Origin of the sequence: Caballeronia sp. AZ10_KS36 (assembly GCF_023631105.1) — a bacterium.
Classification (GTDB): domain Bacteria; phylum Pseudomonadota; class Gammaproteobacteria; order Burkholderiales; family Burkholderiaceae; genus Caballeronia.
Genome location: NZ_JALQDQ010000018.1, coordinates 216,549 through 238,890 on the forward strand (window position 1 = coordinate 216,549; position 22,342 = coordinate 238,890).

The window sequence follows — 22,342 nt, forward strand, 5'->3', positions numbered from 1 at the left end:
TCGAGGGCGTGCGCGGCGGCGCCGGTTGCGCACGCGGCGCGCAGCTTCATCGGCAGCGAATCAGTTGCAGATTAATGGAGGGAGACGGATGAAAGAATCAGTAGCGGAAGACCGACGCGCCCCACGTGAAGCCGCCGCCGACGCCTTCGATCAGCACGTTCTGTCCGCGCTTGATGCGGCCGTCGCGCACCGCGACGTCGAGCGCGAGCGGAATCGACGCCGCCGAGGTATTGCCGTGGTCGCCGACCGTCACCACCATGCGCTCCTGCGGCAAGTGCAGCTTGCGGCAGGTGCTCTGCATGATGCGGATGTTCGCCTGATGCGGAATGAGCCAGTCGATTTCCTGCGGCGTGAGATGCGCCTTCTGCAGGGCTTCGATCGCGACCTTTTCGAGCACGTTGACGGCGAGCTTGAACACCGCCTGGCCGTCCATGTGCAGGAAGGCGCTGCCGCTCACGACGCCGCCGTTTACGTTGCCCGGCGTGCAGAGAATGTCCGCGTAGCTGCCGTCAGCGTGAAGCGCGCTCGCGAGCACGCCCGGCTCTTCGGACGCCTGAAGCACCACTGCGCCCGCGCCGTCGCCGAACAGCACGCAGGTCGTTCGGTCCTTGAAGTCGAGAATGCGCGAGAACGTCTCCGCGCCGACGACGAGCGCCGTGCGATGCATGCCGCTACGAATGAAGCTGTCCGCCGTCGCCATGCCGTACGCGAAGCCCGAGCACACGGCCTGCACGTCGAACGCCGCGCCGTTGTTCTTGATGCCCAGCTTGTTCTGCAACAGGCACGCGGTGCTCGGAAACACGAAGTCGGGCGTCGACGTGGCGACGATGATGAGGTCGATCGACTGCGGATCGATGCCCGCCGCCGCGATGGCCTTTTGCGAAGCGATGAGCGCGAGATCGCTCGTGGTCTGATCGGGAGCCGCGAAGTGCCGCGCGTGAATGCCCGTGCGCGCGACGATCCATTCGTCGCTCGTCTCGACGCCTTGCTGCGCGAGACGGTCCGCCAATGCCTGATTCGTGATGCGCTCGGAGGGCAGATAGCTGCCAGTGCCGAGCACGCGAGCGTAGAGATTGGATTGAGCCATTATGCCTTCGTGTGTTGCGCGGTGCCGGACGCGTCCGGCGGGTTAGGCGAGGAATGCGGCTGAAGCGCGAGCGCGTCGGCGGGCGCATCGGCAGCCGGGGCGCTCGCGCCCGCATCTTGCGCGGACAGCGCATTTTCCTCCATCGCGCGCACGAGGCGTTCGAGCACGCCATTTTTGACGGCATCATACCCGCGTTTGATCGCCCACTCAAAACCGTACGCTTCCGCGGAGCCGTGACTTTTGATCACGAGCCCGCGCAGGCCGAGGAGCGCCGCGCCGTTGTATTGCGCCGGATCGACGCGCTTTCGGAACCGCTTGAGCACCGGCATGGCGACGAGCGCCATCAGCTTGCTCGAAAGCGAGCGCGTGAATTCTTCCTTGATCATGTCGGAGAGCATCTTGGCGAGCCCTTCCGACGTTTTCAGCGCCACATTGCCGACGAAGCCGTCGCAGACGACGACATCGGTCGTGCCTTTGTAGATGTCGTTGCCTTCCACGTTGCCGTAGAAGTTGAGCGTGCTCGCGCGCAGCAGCTCGCCCGCGCGCTTGATCGTTTCGTTGCCCTTGATGACTTCTTCGCCGATGTTGAGCAGCCCGATGGTCGGCCGCTCGCGGCCTTCGATCGCGGACACGAGCGCGTGGCCCATTTCGGCGAACTGCAACAGATGCTCGGGCTCGCAATCGACGTTCGCGCCGAGATCCAGCACGGTCGTATAGCCCTTCTGGCTCGGCATCGCGAAGGCGATGGCCGGCCGCTCGATGCCCGCGAGCGTCTTGAGCACGTAGCGCGACACGGCCATGAGCGCGCCGGTATTGCCCGCGGAAATGCAGGTCTGCGCCTCGCCTTCCTTCACGAGGTTGAGCGCCACGCGCATCGACGAATCTTTTTTCTTGCGCAGCGCGACTTCGACCGGGTCGTCCATGGCGACGACTTCGGTTGCCGGAACGACGGTCAGACGCGGCTCGTCGAGCGCCTTCGACTTTTTCAGCTGGGCGCGGATCGCCTGTTCGATGCCGACGAGCATCAGGTGCGCGTCGGGATGTGAGCGCACGAAATTGACAGCGGCGGGAACGGTCACGGCCGGACCGTGGTCGCCTCCCATGCAGTCAATGGTTATCTTTACGGTCATGGAAAGCGACGAATTTCAGGCACAAAAAAGCGGCAGTGAAATGCCGCCTTCTTGTCGTACCGGGAAAGTGTCAACAGCGTGCCAGGCGCGAGCCACCGCAAGACGGCGATGCGCACGCGGCAAAGCAGAGAACGAACGCTTAGTCGTTCTTCGTCTTGACGACTTTCTTGCCACGATAGTAGCCGTTCGGGCTCACGTGGTGACGCAGATGCGCTTCGCCCGTGCTCGGCTCGACAGCCAGCGGCGCCGTCGGGAGGAAGTCGTGGGAACGGTGCATGCCGCGCTTGGACGGCGACTTCTTGTTTTGCTGAACTGCCATGATTACTCCAGAAAAATTTTGCGAATTCTAACACAGGGCGGCCCGTCTCCGCGTTCGCGGAAAACTCCGGCCGTCCCGGCCCACCGCTCGAAGCGGGAGATTGCGTGCGGCGAAGACTCGCCGCACTGCGCCATCAATGCTTCTTGTCGTCCGGACCGCTCGTCTTGAGCTTTTCCAGAACGGCAAACGGATTCGGTTTCTCGGCTTCCTCGCCGCCTTCGTCGGGCTCGTCCTCGGCGCTGCCTGCGAGCAGGCTTTCATGCACTTCCGGACAGACGCTGTGCTTGGGCACGAGCGGCAAGGAAAGCAACAGCTCTTCTTCGATCAAGTCGATGAGATCGAACTGGCGCGAGCCGACGATCACTTCGATTTCATCTTCGTCGAGCGGATACTCGTCTGCTTCTTCCTCCGTCGCGACGATCCGATACGTCGCGTCGACGTCGAGATGCTGCGAGTACGGCGAAAGACAGCGCTGGCACGTGAGCCACACCGAACCGTGCACCGCGAGGCGCAGATACGGCTGCGGCGCTTCGGTGCCGTCGTCCTGCAATTCCGGCTGGGTCGAGCCCTCGCCCTGCCAGGTGAAGACCGTGTCGTCCTCTGGCGCGTCCGCCGGTACTTCGGCTAACATGCGCGGCATTTGCGACGTACGCAACGCGCCCGCTGCCTGCCGCTTGTTCTCGGCGAAATCGTAAAGGTCGAGCGCGCGCAGATCAGCGAGGCTCGCAGGTTTGCCAGGATTCTGAGTCATGCGCGCTCCTGCCTTATGCCGGGTTGTTCGTTCTTTCATCGGCCGACGCAGCGTTTTTTCGTGCGGCTTGCATCGGTTTGCATGCACTCAGTATGCACTGCCCGCCGGCTCAGAGCACGCCAGGCACGTACTCATTTGCATTCCCGCCCGCGCCAATGCCCTGACAGCCGATGAAAAGCCCAAAATCATATAGGCTTTATTCTTTCGAGTCAAATAGTTAAGGCTGCGTACGCGGTCTGTGGCTTATCCACCCATTTCACCGGTTTTGAACATGTCGATTCCTCAAGCGCCGCGCCTCGTGCTGGCGTCCAGTTCGCCGTATCGGCGCGAGTTGCTGCAGCGCCTGCGCCTTCCGTTCGACGTCGTTTCGCCCGATATCGACGAAACGCCGCTCGAAGGCGAATCGCCCGAAGCCACCGCGGTGCGGCTTTCGATCGCGAAGGCGCGCGCCGCCGCCGAGCGCATGACGGACGCAGCGGGCGCGCTCGTGATCGGCTCCGATCAGGTCGCGACCTTCGATGGCCGTCAGCTCGGCAAGCCGGGCACGCACGACAACGCCGTCGAACAGCTTCGGTCGATGCGTGGCCGCAGCGTCGAATTCCACTCCGCGCTCGCCCTCTTCGACACGCGCACGGGCGACGTGCAATCCGCCGACATCGTCACGCGCGTGCGCTTTCGCGATTATTCCGACGCCGAAATCGAAGCGTACTTGCGCGCCGAGACGCCCTACGACTGCGCGGGAAGCGCGAAATCCGAGGGTCTGGGCATCGCGCTCCTGGATGCGATCGACTCGGACGACCCGACAGCACTCATCGGCCTGCCGCTCATCGCGCTGACGAAGATGCTGCGCGCCGCCCGCTTCCCGGTTCTGGGGGCGGCATGAGCGGCGTTCTCTATTTGATTCCGAACACGCTCGGCGAAGGCGACGCCGCCGCGCTCGCGTCCGTGCTTCCCGAGCCGGTGCGCGCGCAGGCTGCGGCGCTCGGTTATTACATCGGCGAAAACGCAAAGACCACGCGGGCGTTTCTGAAGAAAGTCGGCACCGAACGGCCGATTCAGGAAATCGAGATACGCGAGCTGAACGTGAACACGCCGCGCGCCGAAATCGACCGGCTTCTTGCGCCGATCCTCGCGGGCACCGACGCCGGCCTCGTTTCGGAAGCAGGCTGCCCCGCCGTCGCCGATCCCGGCGCGCTGCTGGTGCGGCGGGCGCACGAGCGCGGCGTGAAAGTAGTGCCGTTCGTCGGTCCGAGTTCGATTCTGCTCGCGCTGATGGCCTCGGGCATGAACGGGCAGAGCTTCGCGTTCAACGGCTATCTGCCGGTGGATGCCGCGGAACGCGGCAAGCGCCTGCGCGAGCTCGAACAGTTGTCGCGCAAGGCGAATCAGACGCAGATTTTCATCGAAACGCCGTACCGCAACCGCGCGATGCTCGACACGCTCGTCGCGGCCTGCGCGCCTTCGACGCTGATTTGCGTGGCCGTGGACCTGACGCTGCCGGGCGAAACCATCGTCACGCGCACGGCGGCGGACTGGAAAAAGCACGCCGCGCCGGACCTGCACAAGCGCCCGGCCATTTTTCTGCTGCTCGCGTCGTAAGCGCGGTCCGAATCAGCGCAACTGCACCTTGCCGCCGAGCGTCAGCGCGCGCACGGCGGCATCGCCCACGGAAGCGCCGAAGCGCCGCACCACCCGCTCGCTGATGCTTTCCTTCTGCGTGTAATCGACGATATCCGGCTCTTTGATGATCTCGCGCGCCACGTAGTTCGCGTCGCCGAAGCCGTCCGCCAAGCCGAGTTGCACGCTCTTCTCGCCCGTCCAGAACATGCCGGAGAAGAGATCCGGATCGTCCTTCAGGCGCTTGCCGCGTCCCTGTTTCACCGCGTCGATGAACTGCGTGTGAATCTCGTCGAGCATGTCCTGCGCGTGCGCGGTCATCTGCGGCGTTTCGGGCGAGAACGGATCGAACGCACCCTTGTTCGCGCCTGACGTGTGCATGCGCCGCTGGATGCCGAGCTTGTCCATCAGGCCCGTGAAGCCGAAGCCGTCCATCAGCACGCCGATCGACCCGACGATGCTCGCGCGATCCACGTAAATGCGGTCCGCCGCCGCCGCGACGTAATAGCCGCCCGACGCGCACATGTCGTCGACGACCACGTAGAGCGGCGTCTTCGGATACTTCGCGCGCAGCCGGCGAATCTCGCGATTGATGATGCCCGCCTGCACCGGACTGCCGCCCGGACTGTTGATGCGCAGGATCACGCCCGCCGTGCCGTCGTCCTCGAACGCGCTTTGCAGCGCGCCGTCGATGTTGTCGGCGCTCGCGTCGCTGTTCGCGGAGATTTCGCCCTGAAGATCGATCAGCGCCGTGTGTTTGCCGGATTTCGCCGCGTGATCGCCGGTGAAATCGAACACGCCCCACGCGATCAGCGCGAGGACCGCGAGGAAGACGAAGCGGAAAAAGATGCGCCAGCGGCGCGCCGCGCGTTGCTCGCGAATCGCGGCAAGCGCGATGCGTTCCAGCGCGTCGCGCTCCCAGTTGTCGTTGCCGCGCGGGTTGGGCGAAAGGTTATCGGACATGCGTGGTCTTCCGGCGTGCAGCCGGGTCAAAGAAAAAAGGGGAATCAGGCGGGGCGAAGCGCGTCGTCGGGCAGCCAGAACACCGCGCGGCCTTCCGGCGTCTCGCGCTCCTCGACCGCGACAGGCCGAAGCCGCGCGCCGCGGCACGGGCCGCCGACGCACTTGCCGGTGTCGGGCTCGTAGATCGCGCCGTGCGTCGCGCACATCAAGTATAGGCCCGAGCTTTCGAAGAACTGGCCCTCGGCCCAGTCGAGTTCCATCGGCACGTGCGCGCAGCGGTTCAGGTAGCCATACGGCTTGCCGTCGTAGCGGACGAAGAAAACCACCGCCTCGCCGCTCGCGTCCTGCGCGCCGAGCCGCACGCCCGCGCCGCCATCGACCAGTTGGTCCGACGCGCAGACGCGCACCGCTTCGAGTGTCGGCTCGCTCATGCGTGCTCCCGCAGCCAGCCGGCCAGCGACGCGACGCTATCCGCGCAGAAACGCGGCTGCAACGCGGTGAGCGAATTCGCCGGATGCGCGCCGTATGCGACGCCCACGCCCGCCGCGCCGGCGTTGATGGCCATTTGCAGGTCGTGCGTGGTGTCGCCGATCATCAGCGTGCGGGACAGGTCCTGCCCGAGTTCGCGCGTGAGTTCCTGAAGCATCGCGGGGTGCGGCTTCGAGAAAGTTTCGTCGGCGCAGCGCGTGCCGTCGAAGACGCTCGTCAGGCGCGACTGATCCAGCGCCCGGTTCAGCCCCACGCGGCTCTTGCCCGTCGCCACCGCCAGAAAATAGCCCTCGTCGCGCAATTCCTGCAGCAGCTCGCGCACGCCGGCGAAAAGCTCGGTTTGCTGGCCCATCGTCAGAAAATGGAAGCGATACCGCTCCGCGAGGCGCGGATAGTCCTTCGTGTCGAGCGTCGGCGCGCAGATTTGCAGCGCGTCCTTGAGACCCAGGCCGATCACGTAGCTCGCGGATTCGTCGGCGGGCACGGGCAGGCCGAGATCGCGGCAGGCCGCCTGAATGCTCCGCGTGATATGGACGGTCGAATCCATGAGCGTGCCGTCCCAGTCGAAAACGATCAGATCGAATTGCTGCCGCGCCATTTATGTCTCTCGGTTTTTGAGTTGTTCGATGAAGCGCCGGCATTCCGCCGGCAGCGGCGCTTCGAACTGCAGCGGCGCGCCCGTCGCGGGATGCGTGATTTTCAGCCGATATGCGTGCAGAAACATGCGTTTGAGCGAAGGCATCGCGCTCGGCCGCGCGAGTTCCTTGTTGAGCGCAAAGTCGCCGTATTTCGCGTCGCCCGCAATCGGCAGGCCGATGCTCTGCATGTGCACGCGAATCTGGTGCGTGCGGCCGGTCTTGAGTTCCGCCTCGACCCACGCGTAATCTGTCCAGCGTTCGATCAGATTGAACACCGTATGCGATGCCAGCCCGTTCTCCTGAACGCGCACGCGCCGCTCGCCGTCCGCCGCCACGTATTTATGCAGCGGCGCCTTCACGATGCGCCGCCGGCCCCAGTCGCTCGGCCAGTCGCCGTGTCCGAGCGCGTAATAGCGCTTGTCGACGCGATTCTCGCGGATCTGCTCGTGCAGATTGACGAGCGCCGCACGTTTTTTGGCAAGCATGAGCACGCCGGACGTTTCCCGGTCCAGCCGATGCACCAGTTCCAGGAACTTCGCGTGCGGCCGCGCATTGCGCAACTGTTCGATGACGCCGAACGCGACGCCGCTGCCGCCATGCACCGCAACGCCCGACGGCTTGTCGATGACGATCAGGTGCTCGTCTTCGAAGAGAATCGGGAATTCGGCGGCGGGCGCGTTCGACGACACGGGCGCTTCGTCGGGCTGCGCGATGCGAATGGGCGGCACGCGCACGACATCGCCCAGTTCCAGCCGGTATGCGGCGTCGATGCGGCCCTTGTTCACGCGCACTTCGCCGCTGCGGAGAATCCGGTAAATATGGCTCTTGGGCACGCCCTTGCAGACGCGCAACAGGAAGTTGTCGATGCGCTGTCCGGCAGCGGTTTCATCGACTTCGATCATCGACGTGCGCTCGCTTGCAACTTGTTTATGGGATGTTTTGCCTAACTCATTCATTCTGAATATAATTTGCGAGCAGCCTGAAAAGGCCGGACTCGACTCAGTTACCCATGAGGAGCTACGGCGCAATTCATCAGACTGTACAGGTGCAAGCGATAAACCATTATTTTACTTGCGCCCAGGGCCGGTTGCTCGCCCGGAAAATCGAGCAACGAGTTGCACGCACGGCGATATCACCGGCAGGGACGGAGCCCACAGGCGCGTTCGGTCGGGTCGATCGCCGATCGGTAACGGATTTTTGGTCAAAAAGAATTTCATCGGCGAGAACTGACGGCATCCGGGCGTTCAACCGGTTGCCCGCCCGATTCAGCCCTGCCATCGAGCAAGGGGCGAAGACGGCACATCGGGGCTCGCCGATTTGCGAACAACGGCGACGCATCTCGCTGCTGCGCTGATTTCTGCGAAGCGCGAGACGCGAAGAAAACGCCGCAACGAGGCGAGACACGGCAAGCAGGCGGGAGCACGTAGCCCGCGGCTGCCGGCGCGGCACGTCCGCGAAGACGAAGATCGGTAACGAAGCATCGCGCCGGTTCGCGCGACAGCGCTCTTCCTTTCGCGTACGCCGTCGGGAGGGAAAGGCTCTGTTGAAAGAGCGCTGCGGCTTTCCGTGCGTCCACTTCGAAACGCGGAAAGCCCCGCGCCGCCGTTCGTCCTTGCCACGGGCCGCATCGCCTCCGCGCGCTGCCGTTGTCGCATGTGCCCCTTGGCCCGGCCGCCGCATTCGTCGGCCCGATGCCAGCTTTCGGCAATTCTCCCGCCTAAAATCCGCTCCGGCGTGCTTTTGTGACAACACAAAAAGCGTGGCACGCCCGCCCTCCCGCTTCGCGCGCCGATGTTCGAATCCGCGCCGATTCGCCAGACGAGGAAGGGTCAAAGCCGCTCTGGAGCCGTTCAATGAAACGCATGCTGTTCAATGCGACGCAGCAAGAAGAACTGCGCGTCGCCATCGTCGATGGGCAGAAGCTCATCGACATCGACATCGAAACCGCCGGGCGCGAACAGCGCAAAGGCAACATCTACAAGGGAGTCGTCACCCGCATCGAGCCGTCGCTCGAAGCCTGCTTCGTCAACTACGGCGAAGACCGCCACGGCTTTCTGCCGTTCAAGGAAGTCGCCCGCCAGTATTTCCGCGACGGCGTCGAGATGCGCTCCGCGCGTATTCAGGACGCGCTGCGCGAAGGCCAGGAACTCATCGTTCAGGTCGAAAAGGAAGAGCGCGGCAACAAGGGCGCGGCGCTGACCACGTTCATTTCGCTGGCCGGCCGCTATCTGGTTCTGATGCCGAACAACCCGCGCGGCGGCGGCGTGTCGCGCAGAATCGAAGGCGACGAGCGGCAGGAACTGCGCGAAACCATGGCGCAGCTCGAACTGCCCGAAGGCATGAGCATCATCGCGCGCACGGCCGGTATCGGCCGTTCGGCGGAAGAGCTCCAGTGGGACCTGAACTACCTGATGCAATTGTGGCGCGCGATCGAAGCCGCGTCGCAAAGCGGCGTCGCCGGCCAGCCGATGCTCATTTATCTCGAATCGAGCCTCGTCATCCGCGCGATTCGCGACTACTTCCAGCCGGATATCGGCGAAATCCTCATTGACACGACTGAAATCCATGACCAGGCGCGCGCCTTCATGGATATCGTGATGCCCGACAACCTGCAAAAGGTGAAGCGCTATCACGACGACGTGCCGCTCTTCTCGCGCTTCCAGATCGAGCATCAGATCGAAACGGCGTACTCGCGCACGGTGCCGCTGCCCTCGGGCGGCGCGATCGTGATCGATCACACCGAGGCGCTCGTCGCCATCGACGTGAACTCGGCGCGCGCCACCAAGGGCGCGGATATCGAGGAAACCGCCACGCGCACCAACCTCGAAGCCGCCGACGAAGTCGCGCGCCAGTTGCGCCTGCGCGACCTGGGCGGCCTGATCGTGATCGACTTCATCGACATGGAGTCGGCCAAGAGCCAGCGCGAAGTCGAGCAGCGCCTGAAAGACGCGCTCAAGCACGACCGTGCGCGCGTGCAAATGGGCAAGATCTCGCGCTTCGGTTTGATGGAACTGTCGCGTCAGCGTCTGCGTCCGGCGCTGTCCGAAGGCAGCCACGTGACCTGCCCGCGCTGCAACGGCACGGGCCATATCCGCGATACCGAATCGTCCGCGCTGCAAGTGCTGCGGATCATTCAGGAAGAAGCGATGAAGGAAAACACCGCGGCGATTCATTGCCAGGTGCCGGTCGAGGTGACCGCCTTCCTGCTGAACGAAAAGCGCTCGGAAATCAACAAGATCGAATCGCGCTTCAAGGTCAACGTCGTTCTGATTCCGAACAAGCATCTGGAGACGCCGCATTACAAGCTGGAGCGCCTGCGTCATGACGATGCGCGTCTGGACGATCCGCGCGCCTCGTGGAAGATGGCCGTCGAAGCGGCGAGCGAACTGGAATCCGAGACCGGCTACAGCAAGCGCGCCGAGGAAGTGAAGCCGAAGCAGGAAGCGGCGGTCAAGGGCATCACGCCCGAGAAGCCGGCGCCGAGCGCGCCGGTCAAGCCCGCGCCTGTCGAGGCCGCGCCCGCGCCCGCACCGACCCCGGTTCCGGCGACGGGCGGTTTCATCGCGTGGATCAAGAACCTCTTTGGCATTCAGCCTGAAGTGAAGCCTGCGCCGGCGCCCGTCGAAGCGCAGCCGGCAGCGCGCCCGCAGCGCGAGCGTACGGAACGCGGCGAGCGCGGCGAACGCACGGGCGGCGGCGACCGCAATCGCAATCGTCGCGGCGGCGCGGGCCGTGAAGGCGCGGCCGCCAATGGCGCGGCGGCAACCGGCAACGGTGCAAGCCGTCAGCCTGCGCGTCGCGAAGATCGCGAAGGACGTGGCACGCGTGAAGGCCGCGAGCCGCGTGAAGCACGCGAAGGACGCGAAGGTCGTGAACTGCGCGAAGTCCGCGAGCCGCGCGAAGCCCGGGAACCGCGCGAGGCGCGTGAACCCCGCGAGACGCGCGAACCGCGTGAGGCCCGTGAACCGCGTGAGGCTCGTGAACCGCGTGAACCGCGTGAAACGCGCGATCGCGGCCAGGACCGTGGCGCCGAGCGCGCACCGCGTCCGGAAGCCGCCGAGCGTCAGGAACGCCGCGAGCGTCCCGACCGTGGCGAGCGCGCGGACCGCGCGGACCGTGGTGAGCGCGCCGAACGGACGGAGCGTCCGGAGCGTGCCGAGCGCCCCGAACGCGCTGAGCGCCGCAAGCCGCAGCCCGAAGCCGCCGTCGAAGCATTGACGCAAGGTGAGACGACCGCATCGGATATCGCGGACACCACGCCGCTCGATGCCGACGCTTTGCCGCAAGACGTCGATGCCCTCTCCGCCGATCAGGCCGCAGCCGCGCGCGAAGGCGAAGAGCGCCGCCGCCGTCGCCGGGGCCGCCGTGGCGGTCGCCGTGATCGCGATGAAGAAGGCATGACGGTGAACCACGCCGCCGATGTCGCGGAAGCCGAAGGCGCAGCCGAAAGCGTGTCGGCGCAAGCCGGTGTCTTCGACGCCGAAGCCGCGCAGGAAGCCGCCGCACGCCGTGAAACGCGTCCGGTTGCAGCCGAGTCGGAGCCGGTTGCGGACAGCCGCCAGGCGCAGCCGCAGGGAGCCGCGCCCGTAGCAGCGCCGGCCGCGCAAGCCGAGCCGTTGCAAGCGAGCGAAGAAGTGAAGGCGGAAGCCAACGCGGATTCGCAGCCTGCGCCGGACATCTTCGCGAAGCCCGCGGCGGCACCGGCCGTCGAGAACCCGTTCGGGCCGTCGTCGAAGGTCGCGGAAACGAAGCCGGTCGATCCGTTCGCGCCGGTAGTCGTGGACGAGCCGAAGCCCGTCGAAGCCGCGAGCCACGCGGAAACGGCGCCGGAAGCACCCGTGGCACCCGTGGCACCCGTGGTCTCCGAGCCGGTGAAAACCGCCGCGATCGCTTCGACGCCGGCTGCAACCGCCGTCGAGCCGATCCAGCCGGAAGCCGCGCCGATGGCGCAGCCCGAAGTGACGACAGAGCCGCAGGTTCCGGTCGTGTCGGAGCCGGTGAAGCCTGCCGCGACGCAACCGACGCCCGCCGCATCGTCGACGGGAACGGACGCGTTGAAGCCGATGCTCGACACCGCCGGCCTCGTCTGGGTGAACACGGACGCCGACAAGCTGCGCGCGGCCAGTGCCGCCGCCGCGCAGGAACCGGCGCCGGTGCGCGTGCCGCGCGAGCGCAAGCCGCTTCCGCCGCTCGACACCGCCCCGATGCAGCAGGTGGAAACCGGCAAGAGCGCCCACTGACCGGGTCGCGCGGGCGTCTCCCGGGTCGCGCGATGCAGCACGCAGAACGCCATCGACCTCAAGTCGATGGCGTTTTTTCTTTCCGCACTAGTGGAAAGCCCGGTCCGCCGAGCCTGGCCGTGCCCGGCCGGACTTGCCCGCTTCCGCTAAAATGGGCTGATCGCCTTTTCGACCGAAGTCCCGAGCAGCCATGTCCCGACGCATCATCCCGTTAGCCGATGTCAGCGCGATTCCGGATTTCGCCGGGGCCGCCGCAGCGCCATCCGGCTTGCTGACGGACACGCTCGCGCGTCCCCTGCGCGACTTGCGCATTTCGGTCACGGATCGCTGCAACTTCCGCTGCGTCTACTGCATGCCGCGCGATGTCTTCGACAAGGACTATCCGTTTCTCCCCCATTCCGCGCTGCTGTCGTTCGAGGAAATCGAGCGGCTCGCACGCGTGTTCGTCGCGCACGGCGTCGAGAAAATTCGCCTGACGGGCGGCGAGCCACTGCTGCGCAAGAACATCGAATTTCTGATCGACCGGCTCGCGCAACTGCGCACGCCCGAGGGCCGGCCGCTCGACATCACGCTCACGACCAACGGTTCGCTGCTGGCGCGCAAGGCTCGGTCGCTGAAGGACGCGGGTCTTTCGCGCGTCACGGTCAGCCTCGATGCGCTCGACGACGCCCTCTTTCGCCGCATGAATGACGCCGACTTCGCCGTCGCCGACGTGCTCGACGGCATCGCGGCGGCGCAAGCGGTCGGTCTTGCGCCGATCAAGGTCAACATGGTCGTGAAGCGCGGCACGAACGACCAGGAAGTCGTGCCGATGGCGCGCCATTTCCGAGGCAGCGGCGTCGTTCTGCGCTTCATCGAATACATGGGCGTCGGCGCGTCCAACGGCTGGAACATGAGCGAAGTGCTGCCGTCGGCGCAGGTGGTCGAGCGCATCGCAGCTCACTTTCCGCTTGCACCGCTCGAAGCGCACACCGCCGCCGAGACCGCACAACGCTGGGGCTATCGCGATGGAAGCGGCGAAATCGGCGTGATTTCGAGCGTCACGCGCGCCTTCTGCGGCTCGTGCACGCGCGCCCGGCTTTCCACCGAAGGCAAGCTCTATCTGTGCCTCTTCGCGTCCGCGGGCCACGACCTGCGCGCGCTGATCCGCGGCGGCGCGAGCGATGAAGACGTGGCCACGGCCATCGCCCGCATCTGGGAAGCGCGCGGCGACCGCTACTCGCAGTTGCGCGGCAGCGCGTCGGCGGCCTCGCGCGAAGACGGCCCGCGCGTGGAAATGTCGTACATCGGCGGCTGAGTTTTTTCACGTGATCGCGACTGCGCGCGCCGCTTCGGCTTCGAACGTCACCGGGCTCGTGCTCGCGGGCGGGCGCGGCTCGCGCATGGGCGGCGTCGACAAGGGCATGCAGCCGTTTCTCGGCGAACCGCTCGCGCTGCACGTGCTGCGCCGCCTCGCGCCGCAAGCGAACGCCATGCTGATCAGCGCCAACCGCAACATCGAGGCCTATTCGCAACTTGCCGCGCCGTTCGGCGCCCGGGTGATCGCGGACACGCTCGGCGACTACCCCGGCCCGCTCGCGGGCATCGCGGCGGCTTTGCGCGCGGCGCACACCGAGTTCGTGCTGATCGCGCCGTGCGACGCGCCGTTCGTCGATGAACGGCTCGGCCTGCTGCTCGGCGAAGCGCTCGACGCCGAAAACGCCGACATCGCCTATGCCGCGACGATCGAGCCTGGCGGCGAACACATCGCGCATCCGGTTTTCGCGATTCAGCGCGCCTCGCTCGCCGACGATCTCGACGCCTGGCTCGCGGCCGGCGAGCGCAAAGTACGCGCGTGGTACGCGCGCCACAAGGCGGTGCAAGTGCCATTTCACGAGGATCGTGCGTTTTACAATATCAATGATTTACGCCAGCTAGCCGAGCTGGAGCGCCGGTAAAGAGACGCCGGCGCTCGCACAGCATTGCGCCAGCCTACCGGCGGCCTTTCGTCACGCGGCGTCTGCCGCTTCTCGCGCACGTCGCGCCTCACGCCAGTTCATGACCACGTTGAAGCCACTGTCCGGTTGCGTCGCTCACTACGATCCGAATGCGTTGCCCGTCGAGGCGGCGCAGGAAATCGTGCGTCAATGGGCGATGCCGCGCGGGCAGGCGCAGCAGGTGGAGCGCGTCGCCCTCTTCGATGCGCTGAACCGCGTGCTCGCCGAAGACGTCGTCTCGCCCATCGACGTGCCGGCGTTCGACAACTCCGCGATGGACGGCTATGCGTTCTCCGGCGCGGCGCTCTCGTCGGCGGCAGCGCAGTCCTTGACGCTCGCAGTCGCTGGCGCCGCGCTCGCCGGACAGCCGTTCGCGGGTCGCCCGGCGGCGAGCGAATGCGTGCGCATCATGACAGGCGCGCTGATGCCCGAGGGCTGCGACACCGTCGTGCCGCAAGAACTCGTCACGCGCGAAGGCGACGCGATTCGCTTTCCCGCCGACGCCGTCCGCGCGGGCCAGAACCGGCGGCTCTCGGGCGAAGACCTCGCGCGCGGCAAGCCCGCGTTGCGCGCGGGCCGCGTCGTGCGCGCGTCGGATCTCGGCTTGCTCGCGTCGCTCGGCATCGCGGAGGTCGACGTGCACAAGCGCCTCGTCGTCGCGTTCTTCTCGACGGGCGACGAACTGCGCTCCGTCGGCGAACCGCTGACGCCCGGCACGCTTTACGACAGCAATCGCTACACGCTTTTTGCGATGCTGCGCCGGCTGAATGTCGAAACCGTCGATCTGGGCATTGTTCGCGACGATCGCGCGTCGCTGGAAAAAGCGCTGCGCGAGGCGACGGAAGCGGCGGACGTGGTCATCAGCTCGGGCGGCGTGTCCGTGGGCGATGCCGACTTCACGCGCGAACTGATGAACTCGCTCGGCGACGTGGCGTTCTGGAAAATCGCGATGCGCCCCGGACGGCCTCTCGCGTTCGGCCGTCTGTGGTCCGGTCCGCGTGCGGGCACCGGCAAGTCGGCGCTCTTTTTCGGCTTGCCCGGCAATCCGGTCGCGGTCATGGCGACCTTCTACTTCATCGTGCGCGAGGCGCTGATTTCGATGTCGGGTGCCGCGCGGCAAGCGCCGATCGTGATCCGGGCGCGTTGCAGCGAGCCGATCCGCAAGCGCGCGGGCCGCACCGAGTTTCAGCGCGGCATCGCCACGCGCGACGCCGCCGGACTGTGGCGCGTCGCCACGACAGGCCCGCAAGGCTCGGGCGTGCTGAGTTCGATGAGCGAGGCGAACTGTTTCATCGTGCTGGAACACGACCGCGCCGATATCGACGCGGGCGACGAAGTGAACATCGTGCCGTTCGACGGCCTCATCTGACAGCTAACAGTTAATAGCGAACTCATCATGCGCGAAGCCGCGGCGGCCCACATTCCAACTATCGATAGACGGGGTTCTCCTCCCATGAAAAAGCAGATCTCATCCATCGCACCGGGACAGACGGCCAAGGCGCTGATCCTCGTGTATCTGACCTTCAGCGTGCCGATCGTGCTGCTCGGCGTCGTGGTCGCATTCGTGCGCTACGGCTCGGTCGAGGTGAGCACGGTCACGAGCGCGCTGCTGCTCAACGCGATCCTCGGCTTCGTGCTGCTGTGGATTGCCTGCCACGCCTATAACTGGGTGGCGTCGCGTTTCGGCGGCATCGAAATCGTGCTGTCCGACGCACCGGAAGAAGCATGAGCGCCGCGTCCATTCGCCCGGCCGCGCCCGCCGATATCGCCGCCATCTACGGCCTGATGCTCGAACTCGCGGAGTTCGAGAAGCTCACGCATCTCTTTGTCGTGACGCAGGACGGCTTGCGCGACGCGCTCTTCGGCGCGCGCCCGGCAGCGGAGGCGCTCGTCGCGGAGCAGGCGGGCGAGGTCGTCGCCTATGCCCTCTTCTTCCACAACTTCTCGACTTTCCTCGGCAAGCGCGGTCTCTATCTCGAAGACCTCTACGTGCGCCCTGCGCTGCGCGGCAGCGGCGTCGGCACGATGATGCTCAGGAAACTGGCCGCGCTCGCCGTCGAGCGTCAGTGCGGGCGCTTCGAATGGTCGGTGCTGGACTGGAATCAGAACGCCATCGACTTCTACGAGAAGATGGGTGCGACGGTGCTGCCGGACTGGCGCGTCGTGCGCATTACAGGCGATTCGCTGGATCGCCTGGCGGACGGCGCGGCCTGAGCGCGATTCATGGCTCGTCGTCGCTTTCCGGCGACGACAGATCGCCGAGCAGCCCCGCCGCCTTTTCGTGCGGCAGCGCCTCCACGTCGCGCAGGCGCTTGCCCATCTGACGCGTGCGCGTCTGCGCCGCCTCGATCGACCGCGTGACGGTTTCCAGCTGCGCCTTGGTGCGCGCGAGCACGTCGCCGAACTTGCCGAACTCCGTCTTCACCGCGCCGAGCACTTGCCACACTTCGCTCGACCGCTTCTCGATGGCGAGCGTCCGGAATCCCATTTGCAAACTGTTGAGCAGCGCGGTGAGCGTCGTCGGGCCGGCCACGCTCACGCGGTATTCGCGTTGCAAGAAGTCGCTCAGGCCTGGACGGCGCAGCACTTCTGCGTACAAGCCTTCGGTCGGCAGGAAGAGCAACGCGAAGTCCGTCGTATAAGGCGGGGCGACGTACTTCTGCGCGATCGCCCGCGCCTCGGCGCGCAAACGTCCTTCGAGCGCGCGCGACGCTTCTTCCACCGCGACGGGATCGGCGCGCTCTTGCGCGTCGATGAGACGCTCGTAGTCCTCGCGGGGAAACTTCGCGTCGATGGGCAGCCACACCGGCGTCGCGACATCGCCCGATGAACCCGCGATACCCGGCGCGTCATGCCGGCCCGGCAGCTTGATCGCGAACTCGACGCGTTCGTTGCTGTTCGGCACGGTCGCGACGTTTTTTGCGTACTGATCGGGCGTGAGCAACTGCTCCAGCAACGATTCGAGCTGCACTTCGCCCCAGATGCCGCGCGTCTTGACGTTGGTGAGCACCTTTTTCAGATCGCCGACGCCCGCCGCCAGCGACTGCATTTCGCCGAGCCCGCGATGCACCTGCTCCAGCCTTTCCGACACCAGCCGAAACGATTCGCCGAGCCGCTGCTCCAGCGTCGCGTGCAGTTTCTCGTCGACCGTGCGGCGCATTTCTTCGAGCTTCGCGGCATTGTTCGCTTCGATGTCCTTAAGGCGCGCCTCCAGTGTCGCGCGCACTTCCGCCAGACGCCGGTCGTTTGCTTCCGAAAGTTGCGCGAGATGCAGCGTCATGGAATCGGCGAAACGCTTGAGCGCATTGCTCTGATCCTCGCGCGCCTGTTGGCTCTGCTGCGCGAGTTGCTGGGCAAGCGCGTCGAACTGCGCGTTCTGCACGCTCGACGTGCTCGCCAGTTGCGTCGCGAGCGTCTGATGAAACTGCGCGAAGCCGCCCTGCGATTCCATGCGCGAGACCCGCGCATGTTCCGCGATATCGCCGCGCAGTCCGCGTTCGAGCCGCTCCTGCGCGCGTGCATGCGCTTCGCCCATGTCGTTCACGCGATCGGTGAGCGCGGCGAATTCCTCGTCGATATCGACGTTCGCAGTGCGCCGCATGACAGCGACGAGCGCGATCAACGCGATGACCAGCGCGACCGCGAGCAACGCGAGCGCGCCGTACAGCAATTCGATCATGAGCCGAGCACGCCAGGGTTGATCGGATTCGGCGGATTGCCTGCGCGCGGGCCTTCGCCCAGCGCGGCGATCAGATTGTCCGCGGCGAGATTCGCCATGGCGCGACGCGTGGTCTCCGTCGCGCTCGCGATGTGCGGCGTGAGCACGACGTTCTCCAGCGCGAGGAAACCGGGATTCAGATTCGGCTCGCCTTCGAACACGTCGATGCCCGCTGCCGCGATGCGCTTCTCGCGCAGCGCTTCGATCAACGCCGCGTCATCGACGATTCCGCCGCGCGCGATGTTCGTCAACGTGGCCGTCGGCTTCATCAGCGCAAGCTCGGCCGCGCCGATCGTGTGGTGGCTTTCCTTCGAATACGGCAGCACGAGCACGACGTGATCCGCGCGCCTGAGCAGATCTTCCTTCGACGCATATTCCGCGTTGAGCTGCGCCTCGATCTCGGGCGCGACGCGCGAGCGGTTGTGATAGATCACGCGCATGTTGAAGCCGCTCGCACGCCGCGCGAGCGCCTGCCCGATGCGTCCCATGCCGATCACGCCGAGCGTCGAGCCGTACACGTCGACGCCGAGAAACGAATCGAACGACCACTTCTGCCACTTGCCCGCGCGCAGAAAATGCTCCGACTCGGTAACGCGGCGCGCCGCCGCCATCATCAGCGCCCAGCCGAAATCGGCGGTGCTTTCGTTGAGCACATGCGGCGTGTTCGTGCCGAGCACCTTGTGCGCGTCGAACGCCTGCATGTCGAAGTTGTTGTAGCCGACCGCCATGTTGGCCACGACTTTCAGGTTCGGGGCGCCCGCCAGTTCCTTCTCGCCGACCATCTCGCCGGCCGTGAACGCGCCGTCCTTATCGGCGAGCCGCCGCGCGAATTCATCTTGCGGCAGCACGTCGCCCAGGTTCACGTCGACTTCGAAATACTGTTTCAGGCGCTCGATCACATCGGGAAACGTAGGGCGAGCCACAAGCACTTTCTTCATCTCATGCTCCTAGAAAAATAGCCAGCCGGTGACGGCGAAAAGCGGCAGCAGCACGACGCATGACCAGCCGAGGTAGCCGAAGAAACCCGGCATGCGCACGCCGCGCGATTCCGCGATGGCCTTCACCATGAAATTCGGCGCATTGCCGATATACGAATTGGCGCCCATGAAAACTGCGCCCGCCGAGATGGCGGCGAGCGTCGTGGCGCCCGTGGTCATCAGCGTGTCTGCGTCGCCGCCCGCGAGGTTGAAGAACACGAGGTAGGTCGGCGCATTGTCGAGGAACGACGAGAGCAGCCCCGTCGCCCAGAAATAGGCGAGATGAGCAGGCTCGCCGTTCGCATCCGATACCGCGCGCACAACTGCGGCGAACGCGCCCGCCTCGCCGGCGCGCAGGATAGTGATGACCGGCGCGATGGTGACGAAGATCGCCGCGAAGAGCTTGGCGACTTCGATCATCGGCGCCCAGTTAAACGCGTTGCCCGCGCGAGCGCGCTTCGGCGTGAGCGCGAGGGAGGCAAGGAGCACGAGCACCAGCGCGGTATCGCGCACGATGTTCTGCAACGCGACGTGCGTGCCGAATACCTCGAAAGCGACGCCCGGCTTCCACAAACCGCTCATCAGCACGAGCCCGATGATGACCGCGAGCAGTACGAAGTTGATGGTGCCGTCGACGCCGAGCGTGGGCGTGTCCGGCGTCGGATCGAGAAACGGCCGCCGCGACTCGCCTTTGCTATGCCAGAAGTAGCTGTCGAGCGCGTAGAAGAGCGCGAGCAGCACGCCGCAGACGAACAGAGTCGGCAGCGCGAGATGCAGCGTCGTCCAGAAGAAATCGACGCCGTTCAGAAAGCCGAGAAAGAGCGGCGGATCGCCGAGCGGCGACAAAGAACCGCCCGCATTCGCCACCAAAAAGATGAAGAACACCACGACATGCGCGACATGCTTGCGATTGTCGTTGGCCCGCAAGAGCGGACGGATCAGCAGCATGGCCGCGCCCGTCGTCCCCATGATGCTGGCGAGCGCGGTGCCGAGCGCGAGCAACGCGGTGTTCACGCGCGGCGAGCCGTGCAGATTGCCGCGCACGCAGATGCCGCCCGCCACCGTATAGAGCGCCGCGAGCAAGATGATGAACGGCACGTACTCTTCTAGCATCGCGTGAACGAGCACGCCGAACGCCGTCCCGATGCCGAACGCGAACGCGAACGGCACGAGGAACGCCAGCGCCCACGCCGCCGCGATCTTGCCGAAATGGTGATGCCACACTTTGCCTGCGACGAGCGGAAACACCGCGATGGACAGCAGGATGCCGATGAACGGAATGCCCCACGCCGCCGACAGCGACGCGCCGTCGAGCGCGGCGGCCGAAGCGTCGGAGATCGCGCAGAGCGACAGCATAAAGCCCAAAACGAAACGCGGCACTGTCCTCACGCTCCCCGCACGATGATGGCGTGGACACGATACGGGCCATGCGCGCCGAGCACGATGGTCTGTTCGATATCGCCGGTGCGGGACGGCCCCGACACGAAGTTGACGGCGCGCGGCAACTCGCCCCGCTCCGCGCGCATCAGCGCGAAGGCGTCTTCGTGCGCGGCGACGATGCGCGACGCCGGCACGATGGCGATATGCGTCTGCGGCAGAAGCGCGCCGGACGCGGGCGTCTCCGGTCCCGACAGCAGCACGATGGAGCCGGTCTCCGCAGCCGCGCAAAAGCAGCCAGTGATGCCGACGAGGTCCGCATCGACGGGCTTGCGCAGCGACGCGGCGATGCCCGCTTGCATCCACGGCAGATCAGCGAGCGCGGGCCACGCGACGACATCGCGCGAAAGGCCGAGCGCGTCGAGATAGCGCGCCGCTTCGGCGGGAGCGTCGGCGAGCGCGTCGACTTCGGCGACGCTCGTCGAAAGTCGCTCGGCCTCCAGACGGAATCGCGCGATCAGTTCGTCGCGTTCGGCGGGAAGCGGCGGACGCGGACCGGCGGGATGACGCGCGAGATACTCTTCGACGGCGGCACGCTCGGCCTCGGTCGGCGCGCCTTTCCTGCCCTGCGCGCTGCGAATGCGCGCGAGAATGTTGCGGCGCGCGGCCGATGTGTCCATGGTGCCGTCCTCGTGGATGCGTGCGTGGGAACGTCGCGGCGGTGTCTGCGCGACGTAGAACTGGAGCTGATTATATCGACCGGTCCGCGCGTAACGGATCTCGGCCGAACGGCATAGGCCGCGTGCAGTGTCAGCTTTCCTCGACCGGCTGCTCGATGCCGAACACCTGACGCAAGTAAGCGAGATACGCCTTGTCGTCGCACATGTTCTTGCCGGGCGAATCGGAGAGCTTCGCCACCGGCTGGCCGTTGCAGCGGACCATCTTGATGACGATCTGCAGCGGCTGATAGCCGAGATCGTTCGTGAGATTCGTGCCGACGCCGAACGCAAGCTGACAGCGGCCACGGAAGCGCTCGTAGAGTTGCAGCACCTTGGGAATGTCGAGCGCGTCCGAAAACACGAGCACCTTCGTGCGCGGATCGCAGCGATTTTCCTCGTAATGCCGGATGAGGCGCTCGCCCCAGTCGAACGGATCGCCGGAATCGTGGCGCGCGCCGTCGAAGAGCTTGCAGAAGTACATGTCGAAGTCGCGCAGGAACGCCTTCATGCCGTACACGTCCGACAGCGCGATACCGAGGTCGCCGCGATATTCCTTCGCCCACATCTCGAAGCCGAAAATCTGCGAATCGCGCAGGCGCGGTCCCAGCGCCTGACACGCCTGCAAATATTCGTGGGCCATCGTGCCGAGCGGCCGCAGGCCGTGCTTCATCGCGTAGAACACGTTGCTCGTGCCCGCGAACTGTTCGCCGAGCCGCTCCTTGAGCGTCAGCACCACTTCCTCGTGCCACTGCTTCGAGAAACGGCGGCGCGTGCCGTAATCGGCGATCTTGCAGTCCGAGTACTCCGGCGGCGTGGCGAGCAGCTTGATCTTGTCGCGCAGGCGCTCGCGCCCGGTTTCGTACTCCGGCCGGCGCTGCGTGTTGCGGAAGTAGACCTCGTTGACGATCGCGAGCACCGGAATCTCGAACAGGATCGTATGCAGCCACGGCCCTTCGATCAGGATGTCGATCTCGCCGTTGTTCTTCGGCGATGGCGAAATCCGGATGGACTTCTCGTTGAGATGAAAGAGCGCGAGAAAGTCGATGAAATCGCTCTTCATGAAGCGCATGCGCCGCAGATAGTCGAGCTCTTCTTCACGGAAGCGCAGATTGCAGAGCTGGCGCACTTCGTCGCGGATCTCGTCGATGTACGGCACGAGATCGACATTCGGCGTGCGGCAACGGAAGCGATATTCCACGTGCGCAGCCGGGAAGTGATGCAGCACGACCTGCATCATCGTGAACTTGTAGAGGTCGGTATCGAGCAGCGAATTGATGATCATGGTTTGGCTGGAACATCGAGCGATGAGACCGCGCGCCGTCTTGCTGCGGCGTGCCTTGG

General features: G+C 65.6%; 21 protein-coding genes. 8 read left to right on the top strand and 13 right to left on the bottom strand.

Features of this window, described 5'->3' with window-relative positions; genetic code table 11:
* Positions 1 to 97: 97 nt before the first annotated feature.
* From NCR35_RS11165 to NCR35_RS11180, 4 genes are all read right to left on the bottom strand, one after another.
* Positions 98 to 1,087 carry a beta-ketoacyl-ACP synthase III gene (locus tag NCR35_RS11165; RefSeq protein ID WP_248320247.1) on the bottom strand — a complete coding sequence of 330 codons (990 nt, stop codon included), beginning with the start codon at positions 1,085 to 1,087 and terminating at the stop codon, positions 98 to 100.
* Entirely contained in the window at positions 1,087 to 2,217 is a 1,131-nt protein-coding gene (plsX, locus tag NCR35_RS11170) for a phosphate acyltransferase PlsX (protein ID WP_250534404.1), read from the bottom strand. The genes NCR35_RS11165 and plsX overlap by 1 nt, the downstream gene beginning before the upstream one ends.
* 139 nt (positions 2,218 to 2,356) lie before the next feature.
* The gene (gene rpmF, locus NCR35_RS11175) at positions 2,357 to 2,536 is read right to left on the bottom strand and encodes a 50S ribosomal protein L32 (protein WP_159836666.1); all 180 of its coding nucleotides are present in this window, start codon (positions 2,534 to 2,536) and stop codon (positions 2,357 to 2,359) included.
* Positions 2,537 to 2,669: 133 nt separating this feature from the next.
* Positions 2,670 to 3,287, bottom strand: coding sequence for a YceD family protein (locus NCR35_RS11180; protein WP_250534405.1), 618 nt, complete (start codon positions 3,285 to 3,287; stop codon positions 2,670 to 2,672).
* Between the two features lie 271 nt (positions 3,288 to 3,558).
* Between NCR35_RS11180 and NCR35_RS11185 the strand changes: the two genes are divergently transcribed.
* The gene (locus NCR35_RS11185; RefSeq protein WP_250534406.1) at positions 3,559 to 4,170 is read left to right on the top strand and encodes a Maf-like protein; all 612 of its coding nucleotides are present in this window, start codon (positions 3,559 to 3,561) and stop codon (positions 4,168 to 4,170) included.
* Positions 4,167 to 4,886, top strand: a complete 720-nt coding sequence (locus NCR35_RS11190) for an SAM-dependent methyltransferase (protein ID WP_250534407.1) — start codon at positions 4,167 to 4,169, stop codon at positions 4,884 to 4,886. The genes NCR35_RS11185 and NCR35_RS11190 overlap by 4 nt, the downstream gene beginning before the upstream one ends.
* 12 nt (positions 4,887 to 4,898) lie before the next feature.
* On the opposite strand, the gene NCR35_RS11195 is transcribed toward NCR35_RS11190, so the two are convergent.
* The 4 genes from NCR35_RS11195 to NCR35_RS11210 are packed head-to-tail and all read right to left on the bottom strand — an operon-like array spanning position 4,899 to position 7,950.
* Entirely contained in the window at positions 4,899 to 5,867 is a 969-nt protein-coding gene (locus NCR35_RS11195) for a S49 family peptidase (protein WP_250534408.1), read from the bottom strand.
* Between the two features lie 44 nt (positions 5,868 to 5,911).
* On the bottom strand, positions 5,912 to 6,298 hold the full coding sequence (locus tag NCR35_RS11200) for a Rieske (2Fe-2S) protein (protein ID WP_244846926.1): 387 nt from the start codon (positions 6,296 to 6,298) through the stop codon (positions 5,912 to 5,914).
* The gene (locus NCR35_RS11205; protein WP_206466723.1) at positions 6,295 to 6,954 is read right to left on the bottom strand and encodes an HAD-IA family hydrolase; all 660 of its coding nucleotides are present in this window, start codon (positions 6,952 to 6,954) and stop codon (positions 6,295 to 6,297) included. Before NCR35_RS11205 ends, NCR35_RS11200 begins: the two co-directional genes overlap by 4 nt.
* Positions 6,955 to 7,950: an RluA family pseudouridine synthase gene (locus NCR35_RS11210; protein ID WP_206466724.1), complete on the bottom strand. Its 996-nt coding sequence runs from the start codon at positions 7,948 to 7,950 to the stop codon at positions 6,955 to 6,957.
* Positions 7,951 to 8,847: 897 nt separating this feature from the next.
* Here NCR35_RS11210 and NCR35_RS11215 point away from each other — a divergent pair.
* From NCR35_RS11215 to NCR35_RS11240, 6 genes are all read left to right on the top strand, one after another.
* Positions 8,848 to 12,234, top strand: coding sequence for an Rne/Rng family ribonuclease (locus NCR35_RS11215; RefSeq protein ID WP_250534409.1), 3,387 nt, complete (start codon positions 8,848 to 8,850; stop codon positions 12,232 to 12,234).
* 190 nt (positions 12,235 to 12,424) lie between these two features.
* Entirely contained in the window at positions 12,425 to 13,531 is a 1,107-nt protein-coding gene (gene moaA / locus NCR35_RS11220; protein ID WP_250534410.1) for a GTP 3',8-cyclase MoaA, read from the top strand.
* An 85-nt stretch (positions 13,532 to 13,616) separates the two neighbouring features.
* Entirely contained in the window at positions 13,617 to 14,171 is a 555-nt protein-coding gene (gene mobA / locus NCR35_RS11225; protein ID WP_250534710.1) for a molybdenum cofactor guanylyltransferase MobA, read from the top strand.
* A gap of 100 nt (positions 14,172 to 14,271) precedes the next feature.
* Complete coding sequence (gene moeA / locus NCR35_RS11230) at positions 14,272 to 15,579, top strand: molybdopterin molybdotransferase MoeA (RefSeq protein WP_250534411.1); 1,308 nt, start codon at positions 14,272 to 14,274, stop codon at positions 15,577 to 15,579.
* An 84-nt stretch (positions 15,580 to 15,663) separates the two neighbouring features.
* Positions 15,664 to 15,939: a hypothetical protein gene (locus NCR35_RS11235; protein ID WP_049655276.1), complete on the top strand. Its 276-nt coding sequence runs from the start codon at positions 15,664 to 15,666 to the stop codon at positions 15,937 to 15,939.
* On the top strand, positions 15,936 to 16,424 hold the full coding sequence (locus NCR35_RS11240) for a GNAT family N-acetyltransferase (RefSeq protein WP_250534412.1): 489 nt from the start codon (positions 15,936 to 15,938) through the stop codon (positions 16,422 to 16,424). Before NCR35_RS11235 ends, NCR35_RS11240 begins: the two co-directional genes overlap by 4 nt.
* Positions 16,425 to 16,431: 7 nt before the next feature.
* Here NCR35_RS11240 and NCR35_RS11245 read toward each other — a convergent pair whose 3' ends face one another.
* The 5 genes from NCR35_RS11245 to pncB all read right to left on the bottom strand — a co-directional run bounded on the left by NCR35_RS11245 (position 16,432) and on the right by pncB (position 22,283).
* Complete coding sequence (locus NCR35_RS11245) at positions 16,432 to 17,889, bottom strand: DNA recombination protein RmuC (RefSeq protein WP_250534413.1); 1,458 nt, start codon at positions 17,887 to 17,889, stop codon at positions 16,432 to 16,434.
* Positions 17,886 to 18,866 (bottom strand): 2-hydroxyacid dehydrogenase, encoded by a 981-nt coding sequence (locus tag NCR35_RS11250; protein ID WP_250534414.1) that lies wholly within the window; start codon positions 18,864 to 18,866, stop codon positions 17,886 to 17,888. The genes NCR35_RS11245 and NCR35_RS11250 overlap by 4 nt, the downstream gene beginning before the upstream one ends.
* 9 nt (positions 18,867 to 18,875) lie before the next feature.
* Positions 18,876 to 20,261, bottom strand: coding sequence for a sodium:proton antiporter (locus tag NCR35_RS11255; RefSeq protein ID WP_250534711.1), 1,386 nt, complete (start codon positions 20,259 to 20,261; stop codon positions 18,876 to 18,878).
* 29 nt (positions 20,262 to 20,290) lie between these two features.
* On the bottom strand, positions 20,291 to 20,962 hold the full coding sequence (locus tag NCR35_RS11260) for a LutC/YkgG family protein (protein WP_250534415.1): 672 nt from the start codon (positions 20,960 to 20,962) through the stop codon (positions 20,291 to 20,293).
* A gap of 130 nt (positions 20,963 to 21,092) precedes the next feature.
* Complete coding sequence (gene pncB, locus NCR35_RS11265; protein WP_244846936.1) at positions 21,093 to 22,283, bottom strand: nicotinate phosphoribosyltransferase; 1,191 nt, start codon at positions 22,281 to 22,283, stop codon at positions 21,093 to 21,095.
* Positions 22,284 to 22,342: the final 59 nt, after the last annotated feature.